Genomic DNA, 22,754 nt, shown 5'->3' with positions numbered 1-22,754 from the left:
ACGGCAACCGCCCGTGCGTTGTTGCGTGCAAGGCGTCTACCTTCGCCGCTCAGAACGTATGCATCATCCCCACATACGCCCCCGTCTGCGACTCGCCCGTCATCGGGCTCGTCCCCGACGTCGCGTCGCGCGGCGTCGCGAGCAGCGAGAAATTCGAGTTGCCGCCGTTGCGCACATACGCGACCGTGCCGTACAGGAACGTGCGCTTCGACAGGTTGTACGTGGTGCCGAGCACGTACATCATCGCGTGCCCCGACGGATCGTGCGACGCGTCGCCGCCGCCGTCGCCCACCTTCACGTAGTAACCGCCGCCCGTCACGGCCCATTGCGGCGTCGCGGTGTAGGTCGCACCGAGCCAGTAGTGATCGGCGCGATCGGCCACCCCGGCCGGGCTGTCCGGCGCCTGGTAGTGCGTATACGCGCCCTGGATCTTGAACTTCGACACCTTGACGTTCGCACCGACGAAATACTCGCGCGACGCGGTGAAGATGTTGCTGAACTTGCCGTTGTTGTCGCGCAGTTCATCGTAGATGCCGCGTACGTCTAGCAACGGCGAGTGGTACGAGATCATGATCCCGTCCGAGCGGCCGAAATCGTCGGCCGCTCCATAGTTGAAGCCGCGCGACTGGTTGCCGAACGCATATTGCGCCTGCACGTCGAAGCCGCCGATCACGGGGCTGTGATATTCGATGTTGTTGCTGGTCTGCTGCCAGTTGCGACCGCGCACGAGCGATGCCGACGAAAACGCCTGCTGGACGAACGGGTCGAATTCCCACACCCCGTCGCTGTCGATGAACAGGTTTCGGCCGGCCTGCAGCTGGCCCCACGTGTCGCTCTTCAGCCCGACATACGCGCGCCGCGACCACATGCGCCCGCCGCCCGTCGTGCCGTTCATCACCTGGAACGCGGTCTCCAGGTTGAAGACCGTCGACAGCCCGCCGCCGAGATCCTCGAAGCCCTTCAAGCCGAACATGCTGGTGCCCCAGTCGCCGCCTTCGGCACTCCAGCGGGTCGCGCTGCCGCCGTTCGGCTGCGCGATGTGGTTCAGGTATTCGATGCCGCCGTCGATGCGGCCGTACAGCATCACGCTCGTCTGAGCAAAAGCGGCCGCCGGTGTGGCGGCCGCGATCAGCCATGCGAAATGTTTGAGTCGCAAAATGATGCCCCCTCGGAGTCTCGACCTTCCAGCGCGCGCCCCATGCGCGCGCCCCGGGTCCGTTTATCCGCGATCGATCGAGAAACGTCCGGGGCCCGCCGCGCAAAGCGCCAGCAGGCCGCCGGAGATCGCGATGTTCTTGTAGAAATGAATCATGTTGTTGATCTGCTCGCCGCCCGTCATCGTCCAGTAGTGGTGGCCGATGATGCCGGTGCCGATCGTATAGAGCGCCAGCAGCAGCGCGAGCGCGCGCGTCTGGAAGCCGACCAGGATCGCGACCCCGACGAACAGCTCCATCACGACGGAGATCGCGGCGGAAATGATCGGCGCGGGCGCGCCTTCCGAACCCATGAACGCGATGGTACCGGGGAAGTCGACGATCTTCTTCCAGCCGAACATCACGAACAGGATCACGAGCAGGATCCGGGCAAGCAGCAGCAGCACATCGCGCTGGGACGCGAGAAACGGTTGATTCGGTGTCATGGTGTCGATCAACGAAAGCGATGCGCATGGCGCAAATACGCCCGGCGCACCGGATTGCGAATGAACCAGGACGGGCGGCCGCCTGCGCCGCCCGTCCCGCTCTGCAACAACCGGCATCGGGCAACAACCCGATGTGCTGTGCTCCTCCTCTTGTCAGTTATCGCCCTGCTTCGTCGCGCGCCGCATCAGCGCAGCTTCGCGACGTCCTGCTCGGTCACCTTCGCAGCCGGATTGCCGAACTGCCCGGTCAGGTAGTTCGTCAGCGCGGCGATCTGCGCATCCGACAGCTCGTGGCGGAACGCCGGCATCCCGACGTCCTCGCTGCCGGCCTTGCGCTGCACGCCGTTCAGGATCACCTGCACGAGGTTGGTCGGATTCGGTGCGCCCACTGTCGAGTTGTGGAACAGCGGCGGGTAATAACCGTCCGGCGTGCCCTTGCCCTGCATCTGGTGGCAGGTCGCGCAGTTGCCGAGATACAGCCGCGCCGGATCGATGCCCGACGACGCGAGTGCGGCGCCGCGCAGCGTCAGGCCGTCCTCGGCCGGCTTGCCCCACGACGAGCGCGACTGCTTCGCGTCGCCGCTGGCAACTGCCGGCACCGTGCGAATGTACGTCGAGATCGCGCCGATGTCGGCTTCGGTCATCTTCGAGAAACTGTGCTCGATCGCCTCGGCCATCGGCCCGGCCGCCTGCGCGAGACCCGGCACGGTGCCGGTGCGCAGGTACTGGACGAGCTGCTGCTGCGTCCAGCCGCCGATCCCCGAGTTCGGGTCGGACGTGATGTTGTAGCCGTCCCAGCCCGCCAGCACCGAACCCGACAGGAAGCTGCCGCCCGTCTCGTCGAGCGACTTCTCCTGCATCGCGATGCCGCGCGGCGTGTGGCACGTGCTGCAGTGCGCGAGGCCCTGCACGAGATACGCGCCGCGGTTCCACTCGGCGCTCTGCGCCGGCTTCGGCTCGTACGCACCGTCCTTCAGGAACAGCCAGTTCCAGATCTTCAGCGGCCAGCGCATGCTCAGCAGCGCGGGAATCTCGTTCTTCGGCGGCGCCTGCTTGACCGGCTCGACGCCGTGCATGAAGTACGCATACAGCGCCTGCACGTCGTCGTCGTTGATCTTCGCGTACGACACGTACGGCATCGCCGGATACAGGTTGTCGCCGTTCTTCGACACCCCGTGGCGCACCGCGCGCTCGAAGTCCTCGGCCGACCAGTTGCCGATGCCCGTCTCGGGATCGGGCGTGATGTTGCTCGTATAGATCTTGCCGAGCATCGGGATCGGCATGCCGAGACCGCCCGCGAACGGCTTGCCGCCCTTCGCGGTGTGGCAGGCCATGCAGTCGCCCGCGACCGCGAGGTATTCGCCGCGCTTGACCAGCGCCGGATCGGCCGGATCGGCCGCGCGTGCGAGGCCCGGCAGCGCGAGGCAGCCGGCGAGGAGGAAGGTGAGAGTAGATTTCCGCACGGTCAGACTTCCTTCTTCAGCGTGTCCGACATCCGCAGCGCAAGCGCCGCGATCGTCAGCGTCACGTTCACCGTACCGACGGTCGGCATCGTCGAGCTGCTCGAGATGAACAGGTTCGGATGGTCGAACGTGCGGCAGTCCTTGTCGACGACCGAGTCGCGTGCATCCGCGCCCATGATCGTCGCGCCCGTGATGTGGTTGTTCGGCGCGAACTCGTCGTTGAAGACGACTTCGGTGCCGCCCAGCACCTTCGCGGCCGTCGCGTAGACCTCGCGCGTGTGGACGGCGCCGCGCTTCACGTAGTCGTCGATCGCATAGGTGATCTCCGGGCGCGGGATGCCGACCGCGTCGGTGGCCGTCTTGCTCGGCACGATGCGGTTCTCGGGCTGCGGCAGGATTTCGTGGAAGCAGTCGAACTGCACGTAGCGCGCGGAACGATCGCGGATCTGCGCGTCGAGCTCCTCGGGCTTCATCAGTTTGCCGGCCTTGAAGATCTTCTGCGTCTCCTGGTTGATGCGCGACATGTTCGACAGGTGGATCTTCTTCGCGGCTTCGGTCGCGCGGAACGGGCCGTCGCGGAAGCCGATCAGCGACGTCATCTCCTGCGGGCCGCGGCCCGGCCACAGCTTCTCGTTCGCGTAGAACGACACGCCGGTGCCCGGGTGGTCCATCAGGTTGCGGCCGACCATGTCCGAGCTGTTCGCGACACCGTTCGGGAAATCGCGGTTCGCGGACATCAGCAGGATCTTCGGCGTCTCGATGCCGTTCGCGGCAATCACGAAGTACTTGCCTTCGACGCGATGGTCGGCACCCGTCTTGTCCTTGTAGACCGCGGCGGTGATGCGCTTGTCCGGCCCGGTCTCGAGCTTGTAGACGACCGCGCTGTCGATCAGCTTCGCGCCGGCCTGCTCGGCCTTCTCGACGTGCACGATGCCGTTGTACATCGCGCCGATCGGGCAGATCGGCATGCAGTTGTTGTTCCCGCAACAAGTGGGCCGGCCGTCGTACGGGCGGCTGTTGCGCGCGACCGGCTCGGTCACCACGTGGAACTTCGGGTCATAGCCGTTGAGCGCGCTCTTGATCGTCTGCTCGTTGAACGACAACGGCAGCGGCGGCATCGGGTACGGCTCCTTGCGCGGCGAGTACAGGTCTTCCTCGGGGCCCGGGCCCCACACGCCGAGTTCCTCTTCGGCGCGCTGGTACCAATGCTCGATGTCGTCGTACTGAATCGGCCAGTCGCGGCCGACACCGTACACGGTCTTCATCTTGAAGTCGTTCGGGATGAAGCGCCACGCCGACGCGGCCCAGTGCCACGTCGTGCCGCCCACCGCACGGATGTACTGCGAGTTGAACTTGTGCTCGCCCTTCAGGATCAGGTAGTCGTTCGGCGGGCCGTATTCCGGATGCGGCGCCCACGCGCTCGACGGGTACGGGGCCATGAAGTCGGTCTTGTCGACCTGGTTGCGGAAGCGCTCGACGATTTCCCAGCGCGGCATGCGCGGGCCGGCTTCCAGCAGGATCACGGACTTGCCCGCCATCGCGAGCTGGTGCGCGACGATCGCGCCTGCGACACCCGAGCCGACGACGACGACGTCGGCCTTTTGCGTATCGGTATCGGCCATCAGGCTTGCCTCTCGATCGGTTTGTCGGCCCAGAAGCCGGGTTTGTTGGGGCAATACGACGGGATCACGAGCGTATCGGACACGACGCTGAACATTAATGCTTCTTCGTAGGTAATCACGACGTTGTCGACGATGCCGAGATACCACGCTTCAAGAATCTTCAGCGCGAGTGTTTCCTGATCGGGATTCAGCGAACCGGACGCGAGTGCGCCGGCGAGTTGCGGCAGGCTGTCGGCGGTCTTGAACGAACCCTTCTGCAAGGCCTGCAGGAAGCGCTGGCCGAGCACGCGGCTCAGCCCCTTCTTGCCTGTCAATGCTTCGGAGAGCGTCATGAACGTATCGAGCGGCGCGGTGCCGGGATCGTCGGCGAGGGCCCGCAACGCCAGCGAGCCCGTGAGGCCCGCCGCCGTCAGCGCCAGTGCGCCCTGCAGCCATTGACGCCGAGTGATGCCTGTTACGGCTGCGTCGCCAGTGCGACGCGAGTGGGGAGTGTTGTCGTTGTGCATGTTTCCTTTTCTCTCGAACACCGGATTCGGGAAAACCACGCTTGATATTTCTCAAACATTGGCGCGGACCTGAAATGTACGCGCACAAATCGGATCGAACAATCTTTTTATAGTCCATTAAATGTTCCGCAATCCGAGACAATCGACATTTCGCTGCTTTTTTGTATCGTCGGCGCGACAAAGTTGCGGCCGACGCACCCATGTCGTACACCGGCGACACACTGACTGCGCGCGACGATGCAGGCGCATGTCGGTCGGTTAGAATCGCGTGCAATCAAACAGAAAGCTTCCCTCCGAGGGCGATCGAGCGATGAAGCAGCACGACAAACAGAACAAAACGGAACACATCCACCACACCACCCGGCTGCTCTGGCGCCTTGGCGCCGTCGCGGCGCTCGGCGGCGCCACGGCACTGTCGCTGCATGCCGGCGCGGCCCGCACGGTGAGCGTCTCGCCGCAAGGCACCGTCACCGAAGTCCGGCAGAGCGTCGTCAAGTTCGACGAACCGATGGTCGCGTTCGGCTCGGCGTCCGCGCCGAATCCCGCGCGCGTCACCTGCAACGATTCCGCGGCCGCGCGCGGCCAGGGTCACTGGCTCGACGACAAGACCTGGGTTTACGATTTCGAAAACGACCTGCCGCCCGGCGTGCGCTGCTCGGTCGCGCTCAACGACGCGTTGCGTTCGGTCGCCGGCAATGCGGCCAGCGGCCCGCGCCGCTTCACGTTCCAGACGGGCGGCCCGTTCCCGGTGAACGTCCGCCCCGGCTCGCGCGAGATCGAGGAACACCAGGTATTCGTGCTGAAGCTGAACGGCCCGGCCGAACCGCGTTCGGCGCTCGCGAACATCTGGTGCGAAGCGGCCGGCATCGGCAACCGCATTCCCGTCACGGCCGCCGACGACGATGCGCGCAACGCGCTGCTCGATCACTTCGGGCTGAAGAAGGATGCCGCGCGCGTGCTGACGCTGTCGTGCGCGCAGGCGCTGCCGGCGAGCGCAAAGATGCAGCTCGTGTACGGCAAGGGCGTCACGAGCCCGAGCGGGATCCCGAACGAAACGGAACGGCGCTTCGATTTCACCGTGCGCGCACCGTTCGCCGCGAGCTTCTCGTGCGAACGCGAGAACGCGAAGGCGCCCTGCACGCCGCTGCGCCCGCTCACGCTGTCGTTCAACGCGCCGATCTCGCGCAAGAACGCCGAGGCGATCAAGCTGCGCGGCCCTGACGGTTCGCTGTCGCCGACCTTCGCGGCCGACGACAAGAGCGAGGAAGTCACCACCGTCACGTTCAACCCGCCGCTGCCCGAGCAGGCCGGCCTGACGGTCGAATTGCCGTCGGGCCTGCGCGACGTGACCGACCGGCCGCTGTCGAACGCCGACCTGTTCCCGCTCGCGACGCGCACCGCGCCGATGCCGCCGCTCGCGAAGTTCTCGTCGGGCACCTTCGGGATCGTCGAGCGCTTCGCCGAACCCGATACGCCCGCGCTCGTGCCCGTCACGCTGCGCAACGTCGAGGCCGACCTGCATATCGACGGCCTCAACACCCAGGGCGCGCAGTTCTCGAACCTGAAGGTCGACGACGACACCGCGATTCGTCAGTGGATGCGCACCGTCGACCGCTTCGACAACTGGTCGATGACGGCCGGCTCGATCGACAGCCAGATTCCCGGCCTGCTCGAACGCAAGGGCCAGCACCCCGTCTACGTGCCGCGCGAGGCCGGCGAGAAGGCGCCCGCACCGAAGGATCGCCGCATCGACGTGCGCTCGCTGACCCTGCTCAAGGGCCAGCCCGGCGTGCAGGCGCTGACGCTGCCGAAGGCGGACCCGAAGGCGCTGCGCCCGTTCGAGGTCGTCGGCGTGCCGATCGACAAGCCCGGCTTCTACGTGCTCGAACTCGCGTCGCCCGCGCTCGGCCGCTCGCTGCTCGCGAAGCCGTCGAGCATGTACGTGCGCACCACGGTGCTCGTCACCAACCTCGGCGTGCACCTGAAACAGGGCCGCGAAAACAACCTCGTGTGGGTCACGACGCTCGACAAGGGCAAGCCCGTGCCGAACGCGCAGATCCGCGTGTCGGACTGCAACGGCGACGAAATCGCATCCGGCACGACCGATGCGCAGGGGCTGCTGAAGATCGACGGCGCGTTCGAATCGAAGCGCGCTTGCAACTCGTCCGACTCGGAACAACGCTTCGACGACTACTTCGTGTCGGCCCGCGTGAACGATCCGAAGACGGGCCCCGACATGGCGTTCGTCAGCTCGGGCTGGAACCGCGGGATCGAATCGTGGCGCTTCAACGTGCCGACCGATACCGACAGCGCCCGGACCGTGCGCGCGCATACGGTGTTCGACCGCACGCTGCTGCGCGCGGGCGAAACCGTGTCGATGAAGCACTTCATCCGATCCGAGACGCTGCAGAGCCTCGCGTTCCCGTCGCAATACCCGACGCGCGTGACGATCCGCCATCTCGGCACGGGCCAGACCTACAAGCTGCCGCTCACATGGGCGGCCGATCACAGCGCGGACTCGCAGTTCACGCTGCCGGCCGCCGCGAAGCTCGGTGAATACAGCGTCGAGCTCGAAGGCGGCCCGGAAGACTCGCCCACGTCCACCTACTACAGCGGCAGCTTCCGCGTCGAGGCGTTCCGCCTGCCGGTGCTGAAGGGATCGATCGGCGCGCGCGACGCGCAGAAGAGCCCGCTCGTCGCCGTGAAGGAAGCGCCGCTCGCGGTGCAGATCGACTACGTGTCGGGCGGTGGCGCATCGAACCTGCCCGTGCAGGTGTCGGCGCTGATGAAGTGGGCATCGCCGCCGTTCGCCGATCGCTTCGAGGATTTCAGCTTCACGCCGTATCGCCCCGACACGAGCGACGGCAATGCCGACGACGATTCGCAGGACGGCGACAACGCGTCGTCGTCGAACAACGATCCCGACGCGACGAAGCTGATCGCCGACAAGCTGCCGCTGACGCTCGACCGCAACGGTGCGGGCTCGGTCACGCTGAAGGGCCTGCCCGACGTCGACGCACCGAAGCGCATCGCGCTCGAAGCGACGTTCGCGGACCCGAACGGCGAAGTGCAGACGATTCGCGGCGACACGATCCTGTGGCCGGCCGCGGTGGTGGCCGGCATCAAGGCGGGTCGCTGGGTCTCCGTCGGTCAGCGCGTGCCCGTGCAGGCGCTGGCGGTCGACCTGCAAGGCAAGCCGCGCGCGTCCGTGCCGATCGAGATCAAGGGCGTCGCGCGCATCACGACGTCGTCGCGCAAGCGGATGGTCGGCGGTTTCTATGCGTACGACAACAAGAGCGACACCCGCGACCTCGGCGTGCTGTGCTCGGGCAAGACCGACGACAAGGGCCGCATGGCCTGCGACGCGACGCTCGAACAGGCCGGCAACGTGCAGCTGATCGCGGTGGCCAAGGACGGCGACGGCCGCACGTCGAACGCGTCGACCTCGGTATGGGTCACGCGCGAAGACGAACTCTGGTTCGGCGGCGACAACACCGACCGGATCGACGTGATCCCCGAGAAAACCTCGTACGAACCGGGCGAAACCGCCCGCTTCCAGGTGCGCATGCCGTTCCGCTACGCGACCGCGCTGGTGGCGGTCGAGCGCGGCGGCGTGATGGAAACGCACATCGTCGAACTGAACGGCAAGAACCCGACGGTCGACCTGAAGGTCGGCGACACGTGGGGGCCGAACGTCTATGTGTCGGTGCTCGCGCTGCGCGGCCGGATTCGCGAGGTGCCGTGGTACTCGTTTTTCACGTGGGGCTGGAAGGCACCGGTCGAATGGGCACGCGCATTCTGGCGCGAGGGCCGTCACTATGAAGCGCCGACCGCGTTCGTCGACCTGTCGAAACCCGCGTTCCGCTACGGCCTCGGCGAGATCAAGGTCGGCACCGGCGTGCACCGTCTCGGCGTGACCGTGACGACCGACGCGACGCGCTACACCGTGCGCAGCAAGGCGCAGGCGCACGTGAAGGTCACGCTGCCGAACGGCCAGCCCGCGCCGGCCGGCACGCAGATCGCGGTCGCGGCCGTCGACGAGGCGCTGCTCGAACTGATGCCGAACAACAGCTGGGACCTGCTCGACGCGATGCTGCGGCGACGCGCGTACGGCGTCGAGACGGCCACCGCGCAGATGGAAATCGTCGGCCGCCGCCACTTCGGCCGCAAGGCCGTGCCGGCCGGCGGCGGCGGCGGCAGCGCGCCGACGCGTGAGCTGTTCGACACGCTGCTGCTGTGGAATCCGCGCGTGACGCTGGACGCCAACGGCAGCGCGACCGTCGAGGTGCCGCTGAACGACGCGCTCACGCGCTTCCGGATCGTCGCGATCGCGGCGGTCGGCCCCGACCGCTTCGGCACCGGCAGCACGTCGATCCGCAGTACGCAGGATCTACAGCTGATCTCCGGCCTGCCGCCGCTCGTGCGCGAAGGCGACGCGTTCCGCGCGCAGGTCACGCTGCGCAACACGACCGACCGCGCGATGCAGGTCGTCGTGACGCCGCGCGTGACGGGCCTCGATGTCGCACCGCAAACCGTGTCGCTGGCGGCCAATACGGCAACCGAAGTCGCATGGACGATCACCGTGCCCGAGCAGGCGCTCGACGCGGCCGGTGCGCTGAACTGGCGCATCGAAGCGGCCGAACAAGGCGGCAAGCGCGCGTCCGACGCGCTGGCGGTCGCGCAGAAGGTCGTGCCCGCGCTGCCGGTCACGGTACAGCAGGCGACGCTCGCGCAGGTCGACGGCACGCTGACGGTGCCGGTGGCCTCCCCGGCCGGCGCCGCGAACAACGCGCAAGGCTTGCCGCGCGGCGGCATCGCCGTGTCGCTGCAGTCGAAACTCGCCGACGGACTGCCCGGCGTGAAGCGCTGGTTCGAGCGCTATCCGTACCGCTGCCTCGAACAGCAGACGTCGCGCGCGATCGGCCTGCGCGATCCCGCGCAATGGCAGGCGCTGATCGCCCGCATGCCCGTCTATCTCGACAGCGACGGGCTCGCGAGCTACTTCCCGCCGTCGTCCGACGATTCGCACGCCGGCAGCGCGACGCTGTCGTCGTACCTGCTCGTGGTGTCCGACGAGGCGAGCCGTCTCGACCCGCGCTTCGCGCTGCCGGAAGACCTTCGCACGCAGCTCGAAGCCGGGCTCGCGCGCTTCGTCGACGGCCGCCTCGAGCGCAACACGTGGGCGCCGCGCCAGGATCGCGACCTCCGCAAGCTCGCCGCGATCGAAGCGCTGTCGCGCTACGGTGCCGCGCAGGGCCGCATGCTCGGCTCGATCGAGATCGCGCCGAACCAGTGGCCGACGTCGGCGGTGATCGACTATCACGCGATCCTCACGCGCGTGAAGGACATCCCGCAACGCGACGAGAAACGCGCGCAGGTCGAGCAGATCCTGCGGGCACGCCTCACGTACCAGGGCACGCAGCTCGTGTTCTCGACCGCGCGCGACGACGACCTGTGGTGGCTGATGACCAGCAACGAGACCAACGCGGCCCGCCTCGCGCTGGAATTCGCCGGCGATCCGGCGTGGAAGGACGAGATGCCGCGCGTGACGGCCGGCCTGCTCGCCCTGCAGCGCCAGGGCGCATGGCAGACGACCACGTCGAACGCGCTCGGCCTGCTCGCGGTCGAGCGCTTCTCGCGCACCTACGAGAGCACGCCGGTTGCCGGCGCGACGAAGGTCGCGCTCGGCGGCGACGAGCGCACGATCTCGTGGTCGCAGGCGCCGGCACCCGTGCCCGCCGACCCGGCTGCATCGACCACGCCAGCCACCCCGGCCACCCGCGCCGCCGCGGCCCGCAGCGTGATGCTGCCGTGGCCGCGCGCGTCGCAGGCACCGGCCACGCTGTCCGTCACGCAAGACGGCACCGGCCGCCCGTGGGCCACGATCGAAAGCCTCGCGGCCGTGCCGCTGCGTTCGCCGTTCGCGGCCGGCTACCGGATCACGAAGACCGTCACGCCGGTGTCGCCCGCCGTCAAGGGCGTGCTGACGCGCGGCGACGTCGTGCGCGTGCATCTCGACATCGACGCGCAGAGCGACATGACGTGGGTCGTCGTCAACGATCCGGTTCCGGCCGGTTCGACGATCCTCGGTTCGGGCCTCGGCCGCGACTCCGAAGCCGCGACGCAGGGCGAGAAGACGCCGGACGGCGCCTGGCCGGCGTTCATCGAACGCGACTTCGACGGCTACCGTGCGTACTACGACTATCTGCCGAAGGGCAAATTCTCGGTCGAGTACACGGTGCGGCTGAACAACGTCGGCACGTTCGGGCTGCCGCCGACGCGTGTCGAGGCGCTGTACGCGCCGTCCGTGTACGGCCTGTGGCCGAACCCGCCGATGACCGTGAAGCCGGCCGACGCGGGCAAGTAACGAGTACGCGATGATCGATCAGGTATTGCCGCGGCCGGCGCGTTTCGCCGGCCGCGTATTCGTCGCCGTCGTGCTGGCCGCGCCACTCGTCGCGCATGCGCTGCCGGGCTACGACGAAGTGCGCCGCAACTGGCGCAGCTCCGACTGGGTGCTGCTCGCGCGCGACGGCACGCCGCTGCAGCGCACGCGCGTCGACCTCACCGAACGGCGCGGCGACTGGGTGTCGCTCGCGGACGTGTCGCCCGCGTTTCGCGAGGCGATCGTCGTGTCGGAAGACAAGCGCTTTTACGAACACAGCGGGGTCGACTGGCGCGGCATCGCCGGCGCCGCGTGGGGCAACCTGTGGAACGAACGCACGCGCGGCGCATCGACTGTCACGATGCAGCTCGCCGGGCTGCTCAGCGATTCGCCGCGCCGGTCGGGCCAGCGCTCGCTGCCGCAGAAGGCCTCGCAGGCCGTCAACGCGCTGCTGCTCGAACGCGGCTGGCGCAAGGACCAGGTGCTCGAGGCATACCTGAACCTCGTGCCGTTCCGCGGCGAGACGATCGGCCTCGCCGCGCTGTCTCAGGTGCTGTTCGGCAAGGCACCGTCGGGCCTCGACGCACGCGAAGCCGCGATCGCGGCCGCGCTCGTGCGTGCGCCCAACGCCACGCCCGCGAAGGTTGCCGAGCGCGCGTGCCGGATCCTGCGCGACATGCACGCGGAGCCGGCCTGTGCTTCGCTCGACGGCTACGTGCAGCTGGTCACCGCGCGGCCGGCCAGCGCCGCGCGCGACGACGGCGCCGCCCTCGCCCCGCACTTCGCGCGACGCATCGCGGCCGAGGTCCGGCCGGCGGCCGGCGCGCAGGTGCGCACGACGCTCGATGCGCCGCTGCAGCGCTTCGCGCGCGACACGCTGATGCGCGCGCTGACCGAACTCAACGCGCCCGCGCACCGGCGCAACGTGCAGGACGGTGCGGTCGTCGTGATCGACAACGCGACCGGCGAGATTCGTGCGTGGGTCGGCTCGTCCGGCGCGCTGTCGAGCGCGCGCGACGTCGATGCCGTGCTCGCGCCGCGCCAGGCTGGCTCGACGCTCAAGCCGTTCCTGTACGCGCAGGCGATCGACGAGAAACGGCTGACGGCCGCGTCGCTGCTCGACGACGCGCCGATCAACCTCGCCGCCGGCGGCGGCCTGTACATCCCGCAGAACTACGACAAGGATTTCAAGGGCTGGGTGAGCGTGCGCAGCGCGCTCGGCGGCTCGTTGAACGTGCCGGCCGTGCGCACGCTCGTGCTCGTCACGCCGCACCGCTTCGCGCGCACGCTGACCGCGCTCGGCCTGCCGCTCTCGCAGGAAGGCGACTACTACGGCTTCAGCCTCGCGCTCGGCAGTGCGGACGTCACGCTGCTGTCGCTGACCAACGCGTACCGCGCGCTCGCGAACGGCGGCGTCGCCCGTCAGGTCGTCGACCGGCCAGCACCGGCACCGGCATCCGGCGCATCGGCAGCCTCGCCCGCCCGCACGGCCGACGGTACGCGCGTGTTCAGCGAGGCGGCCAGCTTCGTCGTGACCGACATCCTTTCCGACAACAACGCGCGCGTGCGCACGTTCGGCTTCGACAATCCGCTCGCGACGCGCTTCTTCTCGGCAGTCAAGACCGGCACGAGCAAGGACATGCGCGACAACTGGACCGTCGGATTCACGTCGCGCTATACGGTCGGCGTGTGGGTCGGCAATGCGGACGGCTCGCCGATGTGGGACGTGTCGGGCGTCACGGGCGCGTCGCCGGTGTGGTCGGCCGTCGTCGGCTACCTGCACCGCGACGTGCCGAGCCGCGCGCCGCGTGCGCCGGCCGGCGTCGAGACGCGCCGCATCACCTTCGAGCGCGACATCGAACCGTCACGCAACGAATGGTTCGTCGCGGGCACGGCGGTCGACACGATCCGGCTCGCCGCGCCCGTCACGCCGGGCAAGGACGGCGCGCGCGCGCCGCTGACGATCGGCACGCCGACCGACGGCACGATCTTCGCGATCGACCCGGACATTCCGCCGAAGAATCAGCGGATCTGGTTCGAGCGCTCGGCCGGGCACGCCGCGAAGTTCGCGTGGCGGCTCGACGACAAGGTGATCGGGCATGCCGACCGCATCGCGTGGATGCCGTGGCCGGGCCGGCACCGGCTCGAACTCGTCGATGCGCGCGGCAATGTTGCCGACGCGATCGGCTTCGAGGTGCGCGGCGCGTTCGCGAAGGCGGCCGCGCGCAAGCCCTGAATGCGCGCTTCGGTCGGACGTTTCGACCTGACGCTCCGGCCTTACTCGCCGGCCGCGTTTGCCTTCGCCGGCTGCGACTGCGCGGAGAAATCGAGTGCCGGCGCGGTCGAAACCGCCGCTTCGTTCGCGACGCTGAAATTCGGGCGCGGCTGGTAGCCGAAGATCTTCGCGATCACGACGCCCGGGAACTGGCGGATCTGCACGTTGTAGTGCTGCACCGTCTTGATGTAGCGGCCGCGCGCGACCGCAATGCGGTTTTCCGTGCCTTCGAGCTGGGTCTGCAGGTCGCGGAACGCTTCGTTCGCCTTCAGCTCCGGATAACGCTCGGACACCACCATCAGCCGGCTCAGCGCCCCGGACAGCTCGCCCTGCCGCTGGTCGAACGCCGCGAGCGCGGCCGGGTCCTTCGCCATCGCCGGCGTCATCTGCACGCTGCCCACGCGCGCACGGGCCGATGCCACCTCGGTCAGCACGCGCGCCTCGTGCGACGCGTAGCCCTTCACCGACGCGGCGAGATTCGGCACGAGGTCCGCGCGGCGCTGATACTGGTTCAGCACTTCGGACCATGCGGCATTGATGTCCTCGTCGGACGACTGGATCGCGTTGTAGCCGCACCCCGCGAGCGGGGCCAGCACGCAGCACACGAGCAGGATTCGAAACCATTTCATCATGGGTTGTTTCCGGTTGAACGCTCCGGGTGGAGCGGCAGGTGAATGGAATCAGGCGCGCAGGCAGGCTGCGCGCGGACGCTACCAGCGGCCCGATGCGCCGCCACCGCCGCTCGACCCGCCGCCGCCGCGAAACGAATCGGAACCCGATTGCGACCGGGAGCCGGACGAGGATGACGACGAAGACGAGCCGCTGCCCGTCAGCTTCGCCCAGATCACGGCGAGTACGCACAGCACGCCGAAGATGCCGGACAGCACTTCCCCGACCGAATAGTCCATTTCGCGCCCGATCGCGACGATCATGAACAGCGTCCCGCCCACGATCGCGGTGATTTTGCGCACGCGCGCCGACAGGTACAGGTTGATGCCGAGCAGGCACGGCCCGACACCGGCGGCCGCCGGAACGAACGCCGCGGCGCCCAGCATGGCTTCGAGATTGCCGTTGAAGATCGCGCCGACCGGCAGCATCACGACCGGCACGACGGCCGCCACGAGCCAGGCGGCCAGGAGCGCCACCCGGCGGCGCAGCTTGCGCCACTGCGCGACCACGCCGAGCACGACGTTGGCGACCCCGAGCAGGAACCAGAACCTCACGCCGCCCGTGTTCGTGCGTTTCCGCTCGGGCAGGCCGTTCGACTGGTATTTTTCGCCGCCGGCTCGCGCGTCGCGGGGCGGCGGGTTCGCGGCATCCGTCGCGGTCGCCGCGGCCGTTTCGTATGCTTCGTCGCGCCCGCCGAACGCCGTGGCGGGTGCGGGCTGCTCCGGCGCGGCGACGTCGGCCGGCATCATTTCGTGCGTCAGCGCGTCCAGCGCATCGCTGATGCCGGCTTCAATGCGGTTCTCGCGGAATGCCGGCATGATCCGCTCGCGAATGATCCGGCCCGCGACGATGTCCGGAATCGTGCCTTCGAGCCCGTAGCCGACTTCGATCCGCACGGTATGGTCGTTGAGCGCGGCGACGAGCAGCAGGCCGTTGTTGACCTCGGCCTTGCCGAGTTTCCATTGGTCGAACACGGTGGTCGCAAACTGTTCGATCGTCGATTGCCCGGTCGACCCGACCAGCAGGATCGCGACCTGTACGCCGAGCCGTTGTTCGAGCGCGGCGAGGCGGTCGGTCAGCTCGGAGGCGCAGGCCGCGCTCAGCACGCCCGTCGTGTCCGTCACGCGGCCTTTCAACGGCGGTGCGGCTTCCGGCTTCGGGGCAACCGGATAGGCTGCCGCGGCGGCCACGTGTGTGCACGCCGACCGGGCCGGGGTGGCAAGCGTGGCGGCCATGGACGCCGCGACGGCGACGCTGCCATCTTCGGCCGACGCCGCGATGGCCGTGCCGCCGAACAGCAAGATCGCGCCCGCGAGCAAGGAAGCGGCCTTCCGGAAGCCGGACCTGCCGGTCACGCCCCTGGTGCCGCGTGGGTGCCGAATGCCGGTTCGGGCCGTGCCTGCCCGCGATGCCGGATCGCCTTCGCCGCCCGGCGCGCACGGCCGGCCCGTCTGTCGTTTCGAATTCATGTCGGAAACGGCGCGCCGGCTCCATCGGGAACGGCACGTTCTCTCGTCGTTTTTAATCGTCCCGCAGCATAACCAATTGTGAAAGGAACTGAAAGGTTTCCGGCCGACTTCCGGATCTCGTCATTTCAGCGTGCCGCTGCACGACGCGCTCGTCGTCAGGCCGCGTCCGGCCGCAGGCCGGCCAGACGACCGAAACGGGCAAGCAGCGCCCGGCTTCGGGACATAGAATGTGAACGGCACCGCACCGTCGGCGCCTACCGGTTGCCCCACTCTCCTCAAGGCCAGCGACCATGAACCTGCACCCCAGGCGTTTCATCCGCCCCGCGCTGGGCACGCTCTGCCTCGCCACCCTCGCAACGCTTCAGGCGTGCAACGGCGATGCCTGCTTCGGCGTGGATGTCTGCTTCAACAACAACAACACGCAAACCGTCGCGCTGTCGGGCACGGCCGCGACGGGCGACGCGCTCGCGAGCGCGCAGGTGACGGTCAGCTGCGTGACGGGCTCGGCGACGACGCTGACGGACGGCGGCGGCAACTACCGCGTGACGGTCAATGCCGCGCTGCCGTGCGTCGTCACCGTGACGTCGGGCGGCACGAGCCTGCATTCGCTCGCGTACGCGGGCGGCACGTTCAATACGACGCCCGAGACCGAGCTGATGCTGGCCTATCTCGCCGCCCAGCTCGGCACGAACACCGCCGCATTGATCGGCAATTTCCAGGGCAATCCGCGCTACCAGCAGGCGATGAACAGCGCGAACACCGTACAGGCCGCGCAATCGGCCGTGGTGACGAACCTGCAGCAGCGCTATTCGGTCACGCTCACGGCGCCGGCGTTCCTGACCACGTCGTTCACGGTCGGGCAACCGGGTGTCGACAGCGATCTCGTCGCGCTCGCGAAAGCCGGCGCGATCGACGCGAACGGGATGCCGGATCCGGCTGCGGTTTCGCTGCTCACGCAGGCCGGCGCGACGCATCCGCTTTGACAAGCGGCCGGCGGCGGGAAGAACGTCGCCCGTTATTGCCTGGCATCGCGCGTCAGGCGCGCGCTTCGGGCGCGTCGTCGGCCAGCAGCGCCCACCGTTCGTGGTCGCGCCATTCGCCGCCGATACGCAGATAGCGCGGAGAAAATCCCTCTTTCGTGAAGCCGAGCCGCCGAACCAGCGCAATCGACGCATGGTTGCCCGGCTGGATGTTCGCTTCGAGCCGATGCAGCCCGAGTTCGCCGAACGCGACACCGATCGCCGCGCGCATGGCGTCGGTCATCAGCCCCTTGCGGCTGAACGCCACCATCCCGTAGTACCCGAGATACGCGCTCTGGAACACGCCGCCGACGATCTCGTTGAGGTTCACCACGCCGACCACCGCCCCGGACGTGCGCTCGCGCGCGACGAATCCGACGTTCGGCCCCGTCAGGCAGCGGCCGAACCACTGGTCGAATCCCGCCTGGTCGGTGAACGAGTCGACCCACGGCAGATGATGGCTCCGGCTCGCGCGATTGGCGGCGATCAGGTCGGCGGCGTCGGTTCGGGCGATGCGGTTCAGCAGGATCGGGTTCATGAGGCGGTCGACAGGCGGCATTTACGCGGCCTCCCCACGCCCGCACGCGACGGGCGCGGCCTCGGCCTGCTGCTGCGACAGGTACCGCAGCAGCTTGGTGACCATCCACACGACGATGCAGGACAGCGCCACGAAGAAGACCGCGAGCGGCGTCAGGACATGGATCGACACGAAACCGGCCAGCCCCATCATCGCGGACGACACGAGCAGCAGCGCGCATCCGAGGATCGCGCTCGTCAGGCCGGCGATATGCGGAAACAGCGAATTGCCCTTGGCCATCAGCGTCGGGTACATCGCGCCCGCGCAGAAACCCATCACGAGCACCGGCGTCGCGAGCGTCCACACGCGCAGCCCGACGGTCAGCGCCAGCACCAGCATCGCGACCGACGCCCCTGCCATCACGCGCGCGCCGATACGCAGCCGTTGCTCGGCACTCGGCAGCCCGCGCCCGTGAATGCGGTTCGACAGCCCGCCGAGGAAATACATGAGCCCGATGCCGAGCGCGAGATAGCCGAAGAAGGTCGGCGGCTTGTGCAGCGTGGTCTGCACCATGAACGGCCCGACGATGTTGAACACCAGCAGGATGCTGTAGCACAGCCCCTGTGCGAGGAAGCAGCTCTGGAACACCGGGCTCGCCAGCACCTTGCCCGCGTTCGTCATCAGCGTGCGCGGCTCGAGATGCACCGGCTTCGGCAAGGTTTCGCGGTATCGCCACAGCAGCGCCCACATCACGAGCGAGTACACCAGCAGGAACACGAGGCACGCGCGCCAGCCGAACCATTCCTGCAGGTGCGCGCCGATCACCGGCGCGATGATCGGCGCGAGCCCCCACGCGATCGACATGTACGTGAACGCGTGCATCAGCGCCTGGCCGGAGAACGAATCGGTGATGATCGCCTTCGCGAGCAGGTTGGTGGTCGCGATCCCGAAACCCTGCAGGCAGCGCGCCAGCACGAACGTCTCCAGGTTCTGCGCGCCGAGCGACAGCAGACAGCCGATCGTGTAGATCACGAGCCCGAACGCCAGCACGCGCTTGCGCCCGTATGCGTCGGCGACCGGCCCGAAGATGAGCTGGCCGAGCGCGTAGGCGGCCATGTAGCCGGACACGCTCGACTGGATCGCCTGCGGCGTGGTCGCGAACGACCGTGCCATGTCGGGCAGCGCAGGCACGTAGATGTCGATTGCGAGCTGGCCCGCGGACGCGAACAGGCAGATCAGGAACAACAGGAAACGCGGCGAGTTCGACTCGCGCGCGGGAGTGAGCGTGGCGTTCATGACGACTGGGGAGGATGTCGGACAGCGGTGACGCGGTCGTGCGATGTTCGAACCGCGAACACCCGTGCGTCATGTCGAATACCGTATTGTGCCTGTTGTCGCGTCATGCCGCCGGATTCCCCTGGCACGGACGAGGTTGAATGCCGATTGCGGCATACGCGGAAATCCGCTACGGGCATTGCAGCAGCCGCTTCGGGCCGCTTCGGCCGCTCGAATCCTGACTTGGGCCGGTACCTCGAGCGTCCCTGGCGATACCGGTCGCGCGTGGCCCGGAGCTCAAGACCTGATGCTGTTCCAGCCACTTGCCTTCCACACCGCAACCGCCGGCACGCACCGGCGGTTTTGCATTACCGAATGTCGATCAGCACCGCATCCGGTCAATACTGCGCCTGATCCGTCGGATTCCTGAACAGCTGCTTCATCTCCGCCGACAGCGGATAGTTGAGGCTCACGCCCTTCGGCGGGATCGGCTGCGTGAACCATTGGTCGTAGAGTTTCTCGGCCGCGCCCGACGTCTGCATCTTCGCAATCACGCCGTCGACCACGCGCTTGAACGCCGGATCGTCCCTGCGCATCATGCACGCGTAATTCTCGTGAACCAGCGGCGTGCCCGTCACCGTATACGCGCCCGGGTTGCGATCCTTTGCGATCTCGCCGTACAGCAACGGCTCGTCCATCACGAACGCCACCGCGCGCCCGGTCGTGACGTTCATGAACGCTTCGGCGTGATCCTTGGCGCTGATGATCGTCATGTTCATCGCCTTCTCTTCGTTGAGCTTGCGCAGCAGGCGCTCGTCCGACGTGCCGGCCGTCGTCGCGACCGTCTTGCCGGCCAGGTCCGCGAAATCCTTCACGCCCGAATCCTTGCGCGTGCTGAAGCGGATGCCGTAGAGAAAGATGCTGTTCGAGAACGCGGCCTGCTTCTGCCGTTCGAGCGTGTTCGTCGTCGATCCGCATTCGAAATCGATCGTCCCGTTCTGCAGCAGCGGAATCCGGTTCTGCGACGTGATCGGGATCTCCTTCACCGAGAGGTTCGGCAGGTTCAATTCCGTCTTCAGCTGGTCGACGATGCGCGATGCGATGTCGCGCGAATAGCCGATGTTCTTCTGCTGGTTGTCCGAATACGAGAACGGCACCGACGATTCGCGAATGCCGAGCGACACGACGCCCGTGTCCTTGATCTTCTTCAGCGTGCCGGTGAGGGCCTGCGCGTGCGCGGTACCCGCCAGCGCACAGGACAGCGCGACGGCCAGCCAGCATAAGCGGCGATCCATGCTTTTCTCCTGACGAAACGTTGATCGAATCGCGATCCTACGCCCGACAAAATTCGCGTCGCATCAGGGAAAGCGTAAGCAACCTTCCACCGTGGCCGTGCATTGAAAGACGTTTGCCGTGCCGCGCAAACCGGCCCCCGCCGCACATTTCGCCCGACCGGCCGCACGCGGGCTCACCCCGCCTTCTGTGCCATACGTTCCAAACACGTGTTCGTGCTGCGGCGCAGCAACGTAATCGTTTGCGCCAGCCCCGGTTTTTCTCGTGAAACGCACTCAAGAAGCCGCCGCGCCAGCCGTTACCCAGTGCATGGCGCGTCGCAGCAAGCTTGCCGCGGCCGCCAGACAAAAACGACAAGGTCCGGGTCAGCCGGACCAGCGCCACCGCCGGCACGACGGTTATCTACGAGGATCGAGTTTCAACATGAGAACCAAGCGTTTCAATCTTGCGCTGGCGCGCTCCGCACATGCGCGCATGCTCGCCGGCATGCTGTCCGCCGCCGCCCTCCTGCCCCTCGCCGGTTGCGGCGGCGGAGGCGGCGGCGACGGCAGCAACCCGTCTTCTTCCAACGCGGCGCCGGCACCGGCGCCGGCACCGGCACCTGCACCTGCCCCCGCCCCGACGCCCGCTCCCGGCACTCCGACGACCCCGCCCGCCTCGGCCGGCAACAATGCATGCGCGACGCAGCAGGCCGCCGTGCAGATGGCGGCGCAGGCCGCGCCGGCAGAAGCGCCGATCGATCACCTGATCGTCAAGCTGAAGACGCTGACGGCCACGCGCGCGATGGCGGCCATCGACAACGGAACGCGGCTCGACGCGGTCATCCAGCGCTCGATGACGCGCTGGACGGCACCGGTCGCCGGCAGTGCACGTGCCTATGCGAGCACGGTCGGGCAAGCCCCGGTGAACGTGCAGGTCGAACGGACGATCTCGAACGGCGCGGCCGTGCTGTCGCTCGGCCAGCGCATGGCAGCCACCGACGCAGCCGCGCTCGCGCAGGCGTTCGCGGCCGATTCGGACGTCGACTACGCGGAACCGGATCACCCGATGCAGATCCGCGACACGCCGAGCGATCCGCTCTACAACCAGCAGTGGTACCTGTCCGACCCGACCGCCGGCATCGACCTGCCGCCCGCATGGAACGTGACCAAGGGTTCGCCGACCGTCGTCACGGCCGTGCTCGACACCGGCTACCGGCCGCATGCCGACCTCATGGGCAACGTGCTGTCCGGATACAGCTTCATCAGCAACGTCAACACCAGCAACAACGGCCTGACGCGCAACCCTGACGCAACCGATCCGGGCGACTGGGTCACGCAACAGGAACTCGACAACGCAAACGGCCCGTACTATCACTGCGCGAGCCAACCGAGCGACAGCAGCTGGCACGGCACGCGCGTGATGGGCGTGATCGGCGCGACCGCCAACAACGGCACCGGCATCGCCGGCGTGTCGTGGCTCAGCCAGATCCTGCCGGTGCGCGTGCTCGGCAAGTGCGGCGGCGTGACGAGCGACATCGCCGACGGGATGCGCTGGGCAGCCGGCATCCCGGTGAACGGCGTGCCGACGAACCCGCGCCCCGCGAAGGTCATCAACCTGAGCCTCGGCGGTGTCGGCGCGTGCAGCACGACGTTCCAGCAGGCCATCGACGACGTGACCGCGAAGGGTGTGACCGTCGTCGTCGCAGCCGGCAACGACGGCCTGTCGACCGGGCTCGACCAGCCTGCGAACTGCCGCGGCGTGATCAGCGTCGGCGCCACCGACGCGACCGGCCGCCGTGCCTCGTTCAGCAACTTCGGCGCCGATGTCTCGCTGAGCGCGCCGGGCGTCAACATCCTGTCGACGTCGAACACCGGCACCACGACGCCGGGCTCGGACACCTACGGCCTCGCGAACGGCACCAGCCTTGCGACGCCGCAGGTGTCGGGCGTCGCCGCGCTGATGCTGTCGGTGAACGGCACCCTCACGCCCGCGCAGATCCAGCAGAAGCTGCAAGGCGGCGCGCGCACGACCAAGCTCGCGGCCGGCACGTCGTGCACCGCGATGCCGGCAGGCTCGGGCATTGTCGACGCAGGGGCCGCCATCGCGGCAGCCGGCCAGTAACCCGCCCCTGCTTCCACGCGGCCGCGCGCATGCCGATCACGCATGCGCGCGGCCGTTTCATTCGCGGCAATCCGGGGCTGCGCCACGCACACATCACCCCGATCATGTTTCCCGAAATAACGACCGACAAAAGGGTTGACGCTTCGCACAGCGACCCATTACCATCGCTCCCGTCTAATTACATGGAGTGTTCTGTGAACACCGATGCGAGTTGTAGTTGGTGCCTGACCAACTTGACTGCTGCCTGAGGAAAACGCGCAGAGCCTCGTCTTCTGCCGCATCCCGGGAAGCAGGATGCGGCGCCCTTCCGGCCTGACCGGCCAGATCTCCCGCCGAATTTTCGATGTTGTCGAACGCACGCGCCGCGCCGTCGCGCGCGTGCGTTCGTGTTGCGCGCAGCGTCAGCCGCGCGCGCCTTCCGTTCGCGTGCCGTCCGGCCGCGCGCCTTCGTGCGCGCGTCGCCTTCGATCGCCCGTGCCGATTACCCGCAACCGACAGGAGTGCAGATGAACTCGGACG

At 67.9% G+C, this 22,754-nt stretch carries 15 protein-coding genes; 5 read left to right on the top strand and 10 right to left on the bottom strand.

The genetic code is table 11. From position 1 onward, the window contains the following. Positions 1–49 precede the first annotated feature (49 nt). The 5 genes from E9536_RS07020 to E9536_RS07000 all read right to left on the bottom strand — a co-directional run bounded on the left by E9536_RS07020 (position 50) and on the right by E9536_RS07000 (position 5,230). Positions 50–1,156 (bottom strand): porin, encoded by a 1,107-nt coding sequence (locus E9536_RS07020; RefSeq protein ID WP_059622741.1) that lies wholly within the window; start codon positions 1,154–1,156, stop codon positions 50–52. Positions 1,157–1,219: 63 nt separating this feature from the next. Then, positions 1,220–1,639 (bottom strand): DoxX family protein, encoded by a 420-nt coding sequence (locus E9536_RS07015; RefSeq protein ID WP_027791849.1) that lies wholly within the window; start codon positions 1,637–1,639, stop codon positions 1,220–1,222. Positions 1,640–1,824: 185 nt separating this feature from the next. Next, positions 1,825–3,102 (bottom strand): cytochrome c, encoded by a 1,278-nt coding sequence (locus E9536_RS07010; RefSeq protein ID WP_136469561.1) that lies wholly within the window; start codon positions 3,100–3,102, stop codon positions 1,825–1,827. Between the two features lie 2 nt (positions 3,103–3,104). Next, positions 3,105–4,724, bottom strand: a complete 1,620-nt coding sequence (locus E9536_RS07005; protein ID WP_027791851.1) for a GMC family oxidoreductase — start codon at positions 4,722–4,724, stop codon at positions 3,105–3,107. After that, positions 4,724–5,230 (bottom strand): sugar dehydrogenase complex small subunit, encoded by a 507-nt coding sequence (locus E9536_RS07000; RefSeq protein WP_027791852.1) that lies wholly within the window; start codon positions 5,228–5,230, stop codon positions 4,724–4,726. Before E9536_RS07000 ends, E9536_RS07005 begins: the two co-directional genes overlap by 1 nt. 310 nt (positions 5,231–5,540) lie before the next feature. Between E9536_RS07000 and E9536_RS06990 the strand changes: the two genes are divergently transcribed. Next, entirely contained in the window at positions 5,541–11,597 is a 6,057-nt protein-coding gene (locus E9536_RS06990; RefSeq protein WP_136469560.1) for an MG2 domain-containing protein, read from the top strand. A 10-nt stretch (positions 11,598–11,607) separates the two neighbouring features. Then, positions 11,608–13,851 (top strand): penicillin-binding protein 1C, encoded by a 2,244-nt coding sequence (gene pbpC / locus E9536_RS06985; RefSeq protein ID WP_136469559.1) that lies wholly within the window; start codon positions 11,608–11,610, stop codon positions 13,849–13,851. A 41-nt stretch (positions 13,852–13,892) separates the two neighbouring features. Here pbpC and E9536_RS06980 read toward each other — a convergent pair whose 3' ends face one another. Together E9536_RS06980 and E9536_RS41350 are read right to left on the bottom strand one after the other, a co-directional pair. Next, positions 13,893–14,519, bottom strand: coding sequence for a LemA family protein (locus E9536_RS06980; RefSeq protein ID WP_136469698.1), 627 nt, complete (start codon positions 14,517–14,519; stop codon positions 13,893–13,895). Positions 14,520–14,600: 81 nt separating this feature from the next. Next, entirely contained in the window at positions 14,601–15,794 is a 1,194-nt protein-coding gene (locus tag E9536_RS41350; RefSeq protein WP_168799505.1) for a TPM domain-containing protein, read from the bottom strand. Here E9536_RS41350 and E9536_RS06970 point away from each other — a divergent pair. Both E9536_RS06970 and E9536_RS06965 read left to right on the top strand, forming a co-directional pair. Beyond that, on the top strand, positions 15,793–16,110 hold the full coding sequence (locus E9536_RS06970; protein WP_136469558.1) for a hypothetical protein: 318 nt from the start codon (positions 15,793–15,795) through the stop codon (positions 16,108–16,110). The genes E9536_RS41350 and E9536_RS06970 overlap by 2 nt on opposite strands. A 208-nt stretch (positions 16,111–16,318) precedes the next feature. After that, entirely contained in the window at positions 16,319–17,011 is a 693-nt protein-coding gene (locus E9536_RS06965; RefSeq protein ID WP_136469557.1) for a hypothetical protein, read from the top strand. 52 nt (positions 17,012–17,063) lie between these two features. Here the strand turns inward: E9536_RS06965 and E9536_RS06960 are convergent, their stop codons facing one another. From E9536_RS06960 to E9536_RS06950, 3 genes are all read right to left on the bottom strand, one after another. After that, positions 17,064–17,585: a GNAT family protein gene (locus tag E9536_RS06960; protein ID WP_136469556.1), complete on the bottom strand. Its 522-nt coding sequence runs from the start codon at positions 17,583–17,585 to the stop codon at positions 17,064–17,066. A gap of 21 nt (positions 17,586–17,606) precedes the next feature. Beyond that, positions 17,607–18,860, bottom strand: coding sequence for a multidrug effflux MFS transporter (locus tag E9536_RS06955; RefSeq protein ID WP_027791858.1), 1,254 nt, complete (start codon positions 18,858–18,860; stop codon positions 17,607–17,609). Between the two features lie 377 nt (positions 18,861–19,237). Further along, complete coding sequence (locus E9536_RS06950; RefSeq protein WP_049098212.1) at positions 19,238–20,134, bottom strand: glutamate/aspartate ABC transporter substrate-binding protein; 897 nt, start codon at positions 20,132–20,134, stop codon at positions 19,238–19,240. Between the two features lie 421 nt (positions 20,135–20,555). On the opposite strand from E9536_RS06950, the gene E9536_RS06945 reads away from it, so the two are divergent. Continuing rightward, complete coding sequence (locus E9536_RS06945; RefSeq protein WP_136469555.1) at positions 20,556–22,235, top strand: S8 family peptidase; 1,680 nt, start codon at positions 20,556–20,558, stop codon at positions 22,233–22,235. Positions 22,236–22,754: the final 519 nt, after the last annotated feature.

The organism is Burkholderia sp. LS-044, assembly GCF_004803625.1.
GTDB lineage: Bacteria > Pseudomonadota > Gammaproteobacteria > Burkholderiales > Burkholderiaceae > Burkholderia > Burkholderia cepacia.
The sequence above is the reverse complement of the archived record's forward strand: the minus strand, read 5'-3'. Positions and strand labels throughout refer to the sequence as shown.